This window comes from Mesorhizobium sp. B2-4-17, from assembly GCF_006441275.1.
Classification (GTDB): Bacteria; Pseudomonadota; Alphaproteobacteria; order Rhizobiales; family Rhizobiaceae; genus Mesorhizobium.
Window position 1 is genome coordinate 46,798 of the sequence record NZ_VFUX01000038.1, and the last position, 11,855, is coordinate 58,652.

The window sequence follows — 11,855 nt, forward strand, 5'->3', positions numbered from 1 at the left end:
ATCCTTAGAATCGCGCCACAATCCTTCGCTCCCTTCGGGTTGTCTATTCCCCACCAGCCCCCCAGAAGAATTGGACGCAAATGCCATTTTGTTGGGATTTCGCCTCAGAATGTTGCCCGGTCCAGACCGCGTAGCCGGCCGCAATACAGCGATTACCCTCGTTAGCCGACCCCGTGACAGGCATCGGCCGAGGCGCAGATCCAATCGTCGGCATCCAATCCTCCCGCCTGCGTCAGGCACGCATGATATCAGGGCTATGATAGTCGTCATAGTCGGATTATGATTTCCGTCATAGCAGGAAGAGATTTTGTGGCCACGGCGTGTCCGAAAAGGCGGCATTTACGTCATTGGGCTTGGCAGTTGGGGCGCTAATTTGGAATGGGTGCAACACACAAAGGAACGAGCATATGGCTATGACAGTCGAGGAAGCGACCAGGATCGTGACACCGCTATATGAAGCGTTAAACAGACCCGCAGAGAAGGACGTCGGCGCGCTGTTGGCGAAGGCGGCCCATCCCGATTACAAATCGTATGGCACGAACCAAGATTTCATGACGCGCGACCAACTCGCTCAGGTTTTCAGCGGCATAGGTAAAGCCATACCCGACCTTCGGTGGACAATCGAAGAGGTTCACCCAATCGGCGACGACAAAATAGTCGTGCGCGGTAACGCCACTGGCACACCAGTGGGCGAGATATTCGGCGCAAAACCAACTGGCAAGAGCTTTGAGACCATATCGATCGATTTGTTCACGGTCCGGGATGGCAAGCTCGCGCAGGCCTATCACGTTGAGAATTGGGTGGATGCGCTGGAGCAGATGGCCAAGAAATAACGCCCAACGAAAGGAGCACCATCGTGGCAGTACAGCCCAATGCCGCATCAGCCGGCACATTCAGAATCGGCGGCGAGATCGAAATCAACCGGCTGGGTTTCGGCTCAATGCGCCTCACCGGACGCGGCATTTGGGGCGAGCCGGCAGACAGGGCTGAATGCCTGCGCACATTAGGGACTTTGCGCAGGCTCGGCGTGAACTTCGTGGACACCGCCAATTCGTACGGCCCCGACGTTTCGGAGAAGCTCATCCGCGAGGCGCTCCATCCATATGACGGCATGCTCATCGCAACCAAAGCCGGCTTTACCCGCGAGGGGCCCGACGCGTGGACGCCAAAGGGCAACCCTGATCATCTCATCGCGGAAGCAAAGCGAAGCGCCCAAAAACTCGGCGTCGAGCAAATCGGACTCTGGCAATTGCACAGAATCGATCCGAAGGTGCCGCAGGACGAGCAGTTCGGCGCGATACGCCAGATGCTCGACAGCGGCCTAGTCAGACATGCCGGCCTCAGCGAGGTGACAGTCCCGCAGATCGAAGCCGCGCGACGCGTGTTCGGCGTAGCGACCGTACAAAACCGGTACAATCTCACGGATCGCGGCAGCCAGGACGTGCTCGATTATTGCGACACGAACGGGATCGGCTTCATCCCCTGGTTTCCGCTTGCGTCAGGTCGACTCACAGGGTCGGGATCACGGCTGGATAAGATCGCGAAGGCGCATGACGCATCGCCCGGTCAGATCGCGCTGGCGTGGTTGCTTCGCACCAGTCCGATGATGTTACCAATCCCCGGCACGTCGAAGGTTTGGCATGCTGAAGAAAACATCGCGGCTGCGGAGATCACGTTGACCGACGACGAGTTCGAAACTCTCGAAACGCTCGGGCACGACAAGCGGTGATCATCGTTGAACCAGGGAAGGCCACATGACAGCCTCGCGCGACAGCACCATAACAGCGCCGACACAGTTTCTCGCCGTCGACAGCAAGCGGTACGCGTATCGACGGTTCGGTGCCGGAGCAGGACTTCCGCTCTTCTGCCTGCAGCATTTCCAGGGGACGCTCGACTACTGGGATCCCGCAGTCGTCGATCCGCTTGCCGAAGGTAGGGAAGTCATTCTGTTCGATAAGGCCGGCGTTGGCCGTTCGAACGGGACGGTGCCTGGCACGATCGCGGACATGACGGCGCATGCGATTGCGTTCCTTGACGGTCTGCGGCGGCAATTGTCTTTGAAGGCGGATCGTTTCTCATCGGGTATCGCGAATCTAGGCGCGTGGTGCGTGACCGCCTGGGCGGTCAATCGGTGTCGCTGTGGCAGTTCATTCGCGGATCGAAAGATCCCAACCTGATCTCGGTCCTTCTCGAAGATTCAGCCGCACTGGTCGGCATCGGCTTGGCGGCTATCGGTGTGACTGGGTCCGGGCTGCTTGGCGTGAGTTGGGCAGATGGCGCGGCGTCGGTGGCGATCGGCCTCCTGCTTGTTGGTGTCGCTTTCGTACTCGCCAACGAAACCCGTAGCTTGATTGCCGGCGAAGCGGTCGCGCCAATGGTGATGGAGCTAATAGAGGCGCTTTCAAGCGTTGGCTCGGTGAGCGGTGTCGAGGACATTGCGACCCTGCATTTAGGCCCGAATTCCATCCTTGTGGCGCTCACCCTCGTCGTTCGGGGCGACGCCACCACCAAAACCCTGAAGGCTGATATCGCGGATATCACCCAGGCGCTCAAAGCTGTCGATGAGCGCATTAGGTATGTCTACGTCCGTCCGTCCGAAAGAAAGCACTAGGCCTGGGCGCTAAGCTGCGCCTAACTTTCCTCGCCGCTGGACCGCGAGCACGGCGCTATTGTAACGTTCGCCCGCGCACCGCAGTTCTCCCTGCCGTTCGTTGCGCGGGTAAGCAAGTTGGCAAGCGAAGTAAGACAGCGAATGATCAATGAGGCGATGGTCCTCCTGGCGCGCAAGGGCGTGCAGGGGACGTCGTTCTCAGAAGTGCTCGATGCAGCGGATGCGCCGCGTGGTTCACTCTACCACCATTTTCCCGGCGGCAAGGATGAACTCGTGCTCGCGGCCATGGATGAGGCGAGCCGCCAGGCCTTGCTGGTCGTCGAGACCGCGCGCGGGAAGCGGGCGGACAAGGTGGCGGAAGTGTTTATCGGTTTCTGGCGCGCCGTTCTAACGCGTTCAGGTCTCGAAGCAGGATGCGCGCTCGTTGCCGTGACGCTCGGCGCGGACAATGATTCACAACGCGAGCGCGCCGGAGAGATATTCAGGCGCTGGCGCAAGCTGCTGCGTGAAATGCTCGCCGACGGTGGCGTGCCCGGTGATCGCGCCGAGGGCCTTGCAGCAAGCTTGCTCTCGTCATGCGAAGGCGGGGTCGCGCTGGCGCGCGCGGAAAAATCGATCAAGCCCTTCAATCTCGCTGCGGCAGAGCAATTGCGCGCCATCAAAGCGGCGATGAAGTAGCGGGCGATTTCAAGCGGCGAAATCTGCGCGCGCTATGGCCCCCGATCACAACTCGGGTCATTTGACGCCGATGTAGCGCAATCGCCCTGCTGTCCTTCTCTATTCGGGTGACGGTGAAGATTGATCGCGAAGCCAGCAAACGCACGGGTGCGGCCTCTTCGCCACGCCGCCGGCGTTTGGCCGGTTGCTTTTGAGAAGGTGGATGAGAAATGGCTGGCGTCGGAAAATCCGCAAGTTGCAGCGATTTCTCGCAGGCCAAGTTCAGAATTCTCAAGCGCGGCTTTGGCAGCCTCAATGCGGCGTTCAATCAGCCACCGATGCGGGGGACGGCCGGTCGTCAGACGGAACGCCCGCGCAAAGTGGCTTGGCGAGACGCCGCATGTGCGCGCAACATCTGCGAGCGCGACCGAGCGGCTCAAATTTGCTTCGAGATAGTCCTTGGCGCGTCGCTCCTGCCACGGCGCAAGTCCACCGTAATTCGGCCGACGCACGCCGCGCGGAGAGCCGGCGTACGCTGTGGTGATATGCGCGTGGAAGACCAGAGCGAGCTGATCGAGCAGAAGCTGGTCGGCAGTCAATCGCCGCTCAAGAAGCGGGACAACCGCCGAGGCGAGGTGAAAGAGCACCGGATCAAGCACGTCGAAGTCAGGGGGCTTTAGCCCCTCTGGCAACTGGCCGTATGTGGTGTCGGAAAGCTCGTCGATGGCCGTTTTTGAGATGTAGAAACGCAGGAAATCGAACGATGAATGAAACCCGACAACAGGTTCAGTCTCCAAGTGACAGGCGATCAACCCAGTTTGCGGAATGGGGGGAATGATGGTTTCCCGCCCGTTCTGCCACATCCGCAGTTGGGGCAGGGCGGCCAACATGACGTGGACAACGTAGGCGTCTTCGGCGCGCGCTTTCTTCGTGAACCAGCGGCTGTCCCGGTCACAACGCAGCCGCGTGAAGGCCAGTGGCGGGCAGTCGCCGACCTGCGACACGAGCGTCGGTGCCGGCATCCGGAACCGCTCGCTGACCTCGATCTCCACGTCCTTTGTGCTCATGGGCGTCTCGCGCCTTCGATCATAGATTTCACCTTAGGGAGATTAGGAGCACCTGAATTGTGAAATCCGACCACATTTTTGTAAAACCGCCGCCGTCATGATCTCGAGCCCAAGCCGGCGTGACCAGATATTTCTTGCCCATCGTTTGCGCACGAACGGGCGAGCTAGTCCGCGCAGATCCGGAAGTCGAAATCACAGTGCTCACCGAGATTGATCATGACGTATGGCGGCGCGCCGTCATGCCATGTCGCGACAAACCCCAATTGCCGCGCGTCGTCGGCGATCGGATTCAAGTCGTCAGTCTCCCGCACACGAAAGACGATCTCGTGATACGAGCGCAGCATCGTCTCCGCGTCAGACGTGGGCCCTGCGTCCAGTGGATGATCGAGTAGGTCGAGAAAGATGCCCCGCGGCTCCATCTGGAGGCGCGTCGTCGGACCGTCGACGTCTACCGTGGCAAACCCCAGGCGCTGAGCCATGAGGCCTACTTGATTGCTGTTGTGCCGCACATGCAGTTCGACACCGACAAGATGTGGAATGTCGAAGTCCGCTTCGACAAGAGCGAGCTCAGACCCATCGGGATCGGAGAGACACAGATATTCGTCCTCAAACGCCCATGCACGCCCTGTTGGCTGAATCCTAGCTGCCGCGAGGTTTGAAATCCAATCGTCGAGAGCTTCTCGCCTTACCCCAAGCGCAACGCCCCCAAGCGGTTTGAATGCAGGCAATGCGCTCATGAGCCCAGGGCGGGCGACAAAAGTAAGAAACGGCTCCGCGGGAAGGAAACTCGCCTGCTTTGTCTTGCACTCGCGCGGTGGCTCCGCCGACTGAAGTTTCAGGACCGTTGTGTAGAACCCCGCAATCCGTTGCAAGCTGCCGGTTGCGAGAATAACGCGATGAAGACGGGCCGGAGCGCTCACGATAGCCACGATGCCTCTTGGTCAAGCGGGAACTCTCGTGATTTGCGCCAGCGCCCTGGGGTCATTCCAGTGACGCCGGTGAAAGTGCGTGAGAAATGACTTTGATCCACGAAGCCACATGCTACCGCAATCTGTGCCAGCGACATGCCTTCCGAACGCATCAAATCCTTGGCGATCTCGACTCGCCGCCGCATCAGCCAGCGATGCGGAGCGAAGCCGGTACTTTGAGCGAAGGCACGAGAAAAATGGCTGGGCGAGAGACCGCACTCGCGAGCGAGTGAACCCAGTGACAGAGAGCCATCGAGATGACTGTCAAGAAGATTGCGTGCCCGGCGCAACTGCCACGGCGCCAGGCCACCCCGGTCCGCGAGGCGCGGGAGGCCGAGGCCGCCATACCGTTGCGCGATATGGAGATTGAGCGCATCCGCGATACGGTCAACGACGATCGCGACGCCCGCATGGGCACCGTCCAATGCGCGGTCTAAGCAGGAGCCGAGGTGGCGCATAACCGGGTCCATGGTGGCGGCTCCGGGTTTGACATCGAGCTTGTTGATCCGCGGCACACCATGCGCGTCGGCGATCCGGTCGAACGTCCGTCGCAAAAGGAGTACATCAATGGTCTTTCCCGGTGGGTTTTCGGTAGCGCATGGTGCCGTCGCCAACCGGACCAGGCACTGATGGGCCGCCGGATAGAGCATGATGGGGATCAGTTCGCCGTCAACGCGCAAAGTCGTGGCGGGTTGTTTCCGGCGCTGCAGATCCAGGACCACGCTCTGGCTTGTTACTCGAGAACCCGGCTGACGAAGCATGACGTCTTCAACCGAGCCGAGGGGGGCCCGGACGCGGAAGAAGTCCTTTTGCCTTCGGGCCTGGCCTTCCTTTAATTCCATAGTCCGGAGTTCCCTCCATCGCCAAAGCCTTGCCCAGTCCCGAGGCCCACAGCAGGTGAAGGTATCTAAGACACGAGCGGCGGACTAGTGGCAGGCGCTAAGTGCCATCTACCCACCCGCCAAGCGGGCTCGCGGTTCCAAACGCTTGCCTAGACGAGCCTGCCCGCGCGAAACCCGAAGCATCTACGTGTTTGAATCTAGAAAGTCTGAGATTGCTGAGGCGATCTGCGAGGCGGTCACACGGCCGACCATGCGCTTCGTGCCGGTGAAATCGCCCGAGCAGCAAAGTGTGATGATGCTGGTCCGGTTGATGCTCAACCGCCAGCGAACGCAGATATCGAACACGTTGCGGGCACACCTATCCGAGTTCGGGGTCGTAGCGCCGGTCGGGCGGAATGGGATTGAGCAGCTGCTCGTCGTCGTCAACGACCAGAACGACGACAGGATACCAGCTGACGCGCGGCTATGCCTGCGCATGCTCGAGGCGCAACTCAGGGTCGTGAAGCAACAGATCCTCGAGAACGATCGCAGGGTTCGGGCAAGTGCGCGTGAGACCGAGCTTGGTCGCAGGTTGATGGAGATCCCAGGCGTCGGCCCGCTGCTGGCAAGTGCATTCGTGCCTAGGGTCGCCGATGCGCATGCGTTCAAGTCGGGGCACTGTCTATCGGCCTGGATTGGACTCGTGCCGAAGCAGAATTCTAGCGGCGGAAAAGAGAAGCTCGGCAGTATCTCCAAGGCCGGCAATCGCTACTTGCGACAGTTGCTCGTGGTGGGTGCGATGGCGGTCAGGCGTTAGCGATACCGAGACGCTAGTTCGGCCCCGCGACCGCCATCGAACAGGGCGCGATTTGCGTCCGCGACAGCGGAGAGCCTGCCCCGTTCCCCCAAGGCCGGGATGCAGATCGTGTCACCCCGCCGGAGGCCGGCCAAGGATGCCTTAACGACATCGGCCGGCTCCATCACCGGCACATTGGGCCTGAGGACCGGCTTGCCGTCGATGTCATGGAATTCTGTCCTGACGACTGCGGGACAAAGCGCCTGGACGCGAACACCTTTGCCCTGGAGTTCAGCCGCGAGAAGCTCGCTGAACGTCGTGACGAAGGCCTTCGTGGCGGCATAGACCGAGCGCTTCGGCATGAACGGGGAGTTCAGGCTTCCACTGAAGCTGAGTAGTGAAGAGACATTGATGATGGCGCCTTCGCCGCGCGCAATCATCGCAGGAAGTGCCGCATGCGACAGACGCATGACCGCAGTTACCTGCACGGCGACCTCTTCCTCGGCGCGGTCGATCGAGAGGTCGACGAACGGCATGTAGGTCTGGAACCCGGCGTTGTTGACGAGTAGCGATACGTCCCCGGCCCGGATCCGCTGCTCCACCTTGTCGAGGCCTTCCGACAGCGCCAGATCGGCGACGATGGTTTCCGCGGAGGCGCCGCCGGCCTTGATCTCGCGGGCTACCGACTCGAGCCGGTCGCGTCTGCGGGCGACGAGCACGATGTCGTACCCGTCGCTGGCCAGGCGCTCGGTAAAAGCTTTGCCGATTCCGGAGGATGCTCCGGTAATGACAGCGACGCCCAAAGAACTCCCGGTGGAATTGGTCACCTCCGTCCTCCCAATGTTTCGTGCCGATGAATTGACCCCTGAATGTCCAACAATATCGCCTGCGATCGGTTTTGTACTAACCAAATCTCGTCCTGAGCTCAGAGCGGTGCTGCTCCTTTAAGGCAAGATGCGGCTTTCTAGCGCGGCATGCCGAAAGCGGATCGTTCGCTTCAAGGCGGTCGAGGGGCCGTGGCGGAATGCCTTTGTGCAGGCAGGCATTAGAAGCTCCTAAAATGGGAGGGATGTCCTCTATTGGAAGAGTCAACTCACCACATTTCCCGAGTGCACACGCGCGCCCGACAGCACACCCGATCACGCCAAAATCAATTGCGGAATTCACACGCCTGTCGCACTGTCCGGGTTTCGTAGCTTTCGAGGAGGAAAGGCTATGTTGTACCCCGGTCAGTGCTTGGGGCCGTGCGAGATCGATATGCTCTCTCGCGTGTGCCGCATTTTATGCAACGAGAACGGCACTCCCCTTGAATCGCAGCAGGCCCAGCGCATCGCGTCCCACCTGCTCAAGCTATTTATGAACGGCCTGATAACCGAGGAGGAACTGCTGGACGCCGAGAGGAACCGGGCTGGACGGCTAAAGCAGCCGCTCCAGCATCAGCTTCCGCCCCAGAACGTTGTGGCCGACAGCCAGCTGCACCTCGGCTAGGAAGTTGCCCAGCTCCCCGGCCGGTGCCGCCTGCCTTTTCACAGACGGAGGCGAAGCAATTGAGGCAGAGTTTGTGAATGCTGGAGCAGGCGTTGAAGCCAGCCAGTTCACTGCCGCTGTCCTGAACGAGGCGATTGAGGTTGGTGATGTCGGAGCTCAAGTTTCGCACCCCGTCGATCGAGAGCAAGGTAGCGCCCAAACTAAAGTCTGGATGGACGTCCGCTCAGCCTTCCCACTGTTGGCCACGCGGCGCGGTGGTGCCGCGGTGGCCGCCAAGACCGGCCGTAAGCGCCGAGGCTTTCCCCGCGCTATTTGCCTACGATCCAGTCCAACAATCGGGGATCTACGATCGGAGAGCCGGTATATACCCGGACAAGTTCCTCAGCGTATTTTCGCAACTCGCTCTCCGGGATGCTTTCTTCCAAGACCGATTTTAGAAAGGTCGTCCTCAGAATATCCGCATCGAGTGCTGACAGTCCATGTTTCGCCATGTTTTCCCTCGTGCCCCACGAGGGCGAAAGCCATTCCTCGTGCGCGGCCGCACGATAACAATTGGAGATGGTTTGGCGAGTCAAAATCCCGTGCTGGCCTGTCAGTCGGCCCCCGAAACGGACTTCCGCTGCAATGCCAGCTTTGCGCGGCAGTCTTTCCCCGATCCCTTCCATTCACCAAAAGCGGTCATCGCTATTGCAGAGGCCACAGGCAGCTTTGCGCCACAAGCTGACATTGGCTCGCCGCTCCATTGCAGCACAATTCCTGAGACGTGATCCACGCTCAATAATCGAATTACATGCTATCTTTCTTATCCGAAGTGAGATGATGAACCAAATGCGGAAGATCGCAGCGATTCTGGTCGCGGATGTGGTTGGCTATAGCCGCCTCGCAGAAGCGGATGAGGATCGGACACTTGCGCGGCTGCGGGTTCTGCGGAACGACTTGCTCGATCCGACGATCGCCGCACACGATGGACGAGTGGTCAAGCGTACTGGAGACGGCGCTCTCGTGGAGTTCCGCAGCGTTGTCGAGGCCGTGCGTTGCGCTGCTGAGATGCAGGAAGGCATGGTCGAATGGAACACAGGACTGCCTCACGATGAGCGCATTGAATTTCGCATCGGCATCCACGTCGGCGATGTCGTCGAGGAGAGTGACGGAGACCTGATGGGAGACGGAATAAACATCGCCGCCCGCCTGGAAGGCTTGGCGGAGCCGAACGGAATCTGCTTGTCGGGTTCGGCCTACGAGCAGGTGCGTGAAAAGCTCAAGGAAAAGTTTGTCGATCTGGGCGAGCAAACCTTGAAAAACATTGCCAGACCAGTGCGCGCCTATCACATGCTGTCCGGTGCCGCATCGGCGGAACCGGGAGTCGCACGAGGGAGACTAGTCCAGCAAGACAAGCCTTCGATTGCCGTCCTACCCTTCCAGAACATGAGTGGCAATGTCGAGCAGCAATACCTCTGCGACGGGCTTACAGAGGACCTGATCACGGAGCTTTCACGCTTCCGGCAGATGCAGGTTGCGTCGCGCAATTCGTCCTCCCGCTTCCGCGGAGCCGACGTCGACATGATACGAGCGGGACGCGAACTCAGCGTGCAGTACCTCGTCGAGGGCAGTGTCCGCCGTATGGGAACGCGCATCCGGATAACAGCCCAATTGATCGATGCCACGACGGGCAATCACGTCTGGGCAGAGCGTTATGACAGTGCGCAAGACGAGATATTCGATGTCCAGGATCGCGTCGTTCGCACTATCGTCGGAACACTTGTAGGACGAATGACGGCCGCGCGCACCGACTTGGTCCTGCGCAAGCCGCCAGCCAGCCTGGCGGCCTATGAATGTGTCCTGCGCGGCGATGCGTTGCCAATGGGTACGCCGGAGATTGAGGCAGAGGCACGGCATTACTTCGAAAGGGCCATCGAACTCGACCCCAGCTACGCTCGTGCTTACGCATTATTGTCGACAGCTATCGAGCGAGAGTGGTTTCTCGATATGAGTGATTCGAACCGCTTGCGCGACGAGGCGTTCGAGCTGGCGCGGAAAGCCGTCACGCTCGATGAAAACGACCATCTTTGCCAGCTAGTAATGGCTTGGGCACAGGTCGATCGCGGCGCCTACGAAGTGGGTGAACAGCATTTCGCCAAGGCCATTTCGCTAAATCCAAACCATCCGGTCAATCACACCGACTTGGCGATGTTCTATAACTATCGCGGCGAAACCGAGAGAGCCATTGAGGGGATGCTGGAGGCGAAGCGCCTCGACCCATTCTTCAACCCTTCTTGGTATTGGGGCGAACTCGCCGCCGTCTACTTCAACGCGCGCCGCTATGACGACGCCGTTGCCAACATGCGCCGATCAAGTTCTTTGTCGTTCTCGAAACAGGTTTGGTTCGCCGCAAGCTACGCAATGGCTGGCAAGCCCGATCTTGCGAGAGATTGCGTTGCTGGTCTGCTGCGCCGGATCCCAGAATTCTCCACTGCCAGATACGTCGCCAAGGAGCCGCTGTTTCGCATCGAAGACCGCCAGCATCTAGCTGAAGGCATGCGCAAAGCGGGCTTGCCGGAATGACCGCTTTGGGTCAGGCCAAGGCATCAGTCCTTCTGACAGTTGCGTCCGATATCGTTCTTCCGACGCCAAAGACCGCCATTCCGCTAATGATGCGGTGGACGGCTCTCCTCCCGCCCTGCGGTATGATCGTGGGGCCAGAGCTGGAGGAGATCTATGATGGGCGACGTTGCGACGATTGGTCTGGATATTGCAAAGTCAGTGTTTCAAATCCACGGGGTGGATGCGGCGAGTGAGGTTGTCGTTCGCAGGAAGCTGACGCGTGGGCGCGTGCTGGCCTTCTTCGAGAGCCTGCCACGTTGCCTGGTCGGTATCGAAAAGCCTGCAGCTCGTCGCATTATTGGGCGAGAGAACTGACTGCACGTGGGCATGACGTCCGGCTGCTGCCGGCACAGTATGTGAAGCCTTATCTGAAGCGGCAGAAGAATGATGCCGCAGATGCAGAGGCGATCTGCGAGGCGGTCACTCGGCCGACCATGCGCTTCGTGCCTGTGAAATCACCCGAGCAGCAAAGTGTGATGATGCTGCACCGGGTCCGGTTGATGCTCAACCGCCAGCGCACGCAGATATCGAACGCGTTGCGGGCACACCTATCCGAGTTCGGCATCGTTGCGCCGATCGGCACGGGGGTCGGGTTGCTCAATGATCCGGAAGTGGCGCGGCTCTACCTCGGCGCTAGCGCAAACGGAGCCATGGGCTCGACAGTTGCCGCCGTACATGAGGTGATGCATGTCTGACATCTCCGACCAATCTCGTGGAAGGGTTGGGTGGGTCAAGGCTCGAGAACGCGCAAGTGACCGCGAACTAAGCACAGGATGACGACCTTCATTGCTTGTAAAGTCGGGGCCACCAGGCCGCGAAAACCGAATGGCAACCAGATCATTTGAA

The 11,855-nt window shown here is 59.8% G+C and carries 12 protein-coding genes and 1 pseudogene; 9 read left to right on the plus strand and 4 right to left on the minus strand.

The window, feature by feature from the left end; all coding sequences use genetic code 11:
- The first annotated feature begins 407 nt into the window (after positions 1–407).
- The 5 genes from FJ548_RS25435 to FJ548_RS25455 all read left to right on the plus strand — a co-directional run bounded on the left by FJ548_RS25435 (position 408) and on the right by FJ548_RS25455 (position 3,289).
- Complete coding sequence (locus tag FJ548_RS25435; RefSeq protein ID WP_140779310.1) at positions 408–833, plus strand: ester cyclase; 426 nt, start codon at positions 408–410, stop codon at positions 831–833.
- Positions 834–856: 23 nt separating this feature from the next.
- Positions 857–1,729, plus strand: coding sequence for an aldo/keto reductase (locus tag FJ548_RS25440; RefSeq protein ID WP_246678765.1), 873 nt, complete (start codon positions 857–859; stop codon positions 1,727–1,729).
- 25 nt (positions 1,730–1,754) lie between these two features.
- Positions 1,755–2,177, plus strand: coding sequence for a hypothetical protein (locus FJ548_RS25445; RefSeq protein WP_140779311.1), 423 nt, complete (start codon positions 1,755–1,757; stop codon positions 2,175–2,177).
- Positions 2,132–2,611 carry a hypothetical protein gene (locus FJ548_RS25450; protein WP_140779312.1) on the plus strand — a complete coding sequence of 160 codons (480 nt, stop codon included), beginning with the start codon at positions 2,132–2,134 and terminating at the stop codon, positions 2,609–2,611. The genes FJ548_RS25445 and FJ548_RS25450 overlap by 46 nt, the downstream gene beginning before the upstream one ends.
- Before the next feature lie 141 nt (positions 2,612–2,752).
- Positions 2,753–3,289, plus strand: a complete 537-nt coding sequence (locus tag FJ548_RS25455) for a TetR/AcrR family transcriptional regulator (RefSeq protein WP_210242694.1) — start codon at positions 2,753–2,755, stop codon at positions 3,287–3,289.
- Positions 3,290–3,321: 32 nt separating this feature from the next.
- On the opposite strand, the gene FJ548_RS25460 is transcribed toward FJ548_RS25455, so the two are convergent.
- From FJ548_RS25460 to FJ548_RS25470, 3 genes are all read right to left on the minus strand, one after another.
- Positions 3,322–4,335: an AraC family transcriptional regulator gene (locus FJ548_RS25460; protein ID WP_140779314.1), complete on the minus strand. Its 1,014-nt coding sequence runs from the start codon at positions 4,333–4,335 to the stop codon at positions 3,322–3,324.
- Between the two features lie 164 nt (positions 4,336–4,499).
- Entirely contained in the window at positions 4,500–5,264 is a 765-nt protein-coding gene (locus FJ548_RS25465) for a hypothetical protein (RefSeq protein ID WP_140779315.1), read from the minus strand.
- Positions 5,252–6,145, minus strand: a complete 894-nt coding sequence (locus FJ548_RS25470) for an AraC family transcriptional regulator (protein WP_140779316.1) — start codon at positions 6,143–6,145, stop codon at positions 5,252–5,254. Before FJ548_RS25470 ends, FJ548_RS25465 begins: the two co-directional genes overlap by 13 nt.
- 187 nt (positions 6,146–6,332) lie before the next feature.
- Between FJ548_RS25470 and FJ548_RS25475 the strand changes: the two genes are divergently transcribed.
- Positions 6,333–6,941: an IS110 family transposase gene (locus FJ548_RS25475; protein ID WP_246678766.1), complete on the plus strand. Its 609-nt coding sequence runs from the start codon at positions 6,333–6,335 to the stop codon at positions 6,939–6,941.
- Here FJ548_RS25475 and FJ548_RS25480 read toward each other — a convergent pair.
- Complete coding sequence (locus tag FJ548_RS25480; RefSeq protein ID WP_181168905.1) at positions 6,938–7,747, minus strand: SDR family oxidoreductase; 810 nt, start codon at positions 7,745–7,747, stop codon at positions 6,938–6,940. The two genes, FJ548_RS25475 and FJ548_RS25480, sit on opposite strands and share 4 nt — an antisense overlap.
- 430 nt (positions 7,748–8,177) lie before the next feature.
- Between FJ548_RS25480 and FJ548_RS25485 the strand changes: the two genes are divergently transcribed.
- From FJ548_RS25485 to FJ548_RS25495, 3 genes and pseudogenes are all read left to right on the plus strand, one after another.
- Positions 8,178–8,408, plus strand: a complete 231-nt coding sequence (locus FJ548_RS25485) for a hypothetical protein (protein WP_246678767.1) — start codon at positions 8,178–8,180, stop codon at positions 8,406–8,408.
- Between the two features lie 828 nt (positions 8,409–9,236).
- On the plus strand, positions 9,237–10,970 hold the full coding sequence (locus tag FJ548_RS25490) for an adenylate/guanylate cyclase domain-containing protein (RefSeq protein WP_181168906.1): 1,734 nt from the start codon (positions 9,237–9,239) through the stop codon (positions 10,968–10,970).
- 156 nt (positions 10,971–11,126) lie between these two features.
- A pseudogene (locus FJ548_RS25495) lies at positions 11,127–11,581 on the plus strand (IS110 family transposase); the annotation flags it as partial.
- Between the last annotated feature and the right edge of the window lie 274 nt (positions 11,582–11,855).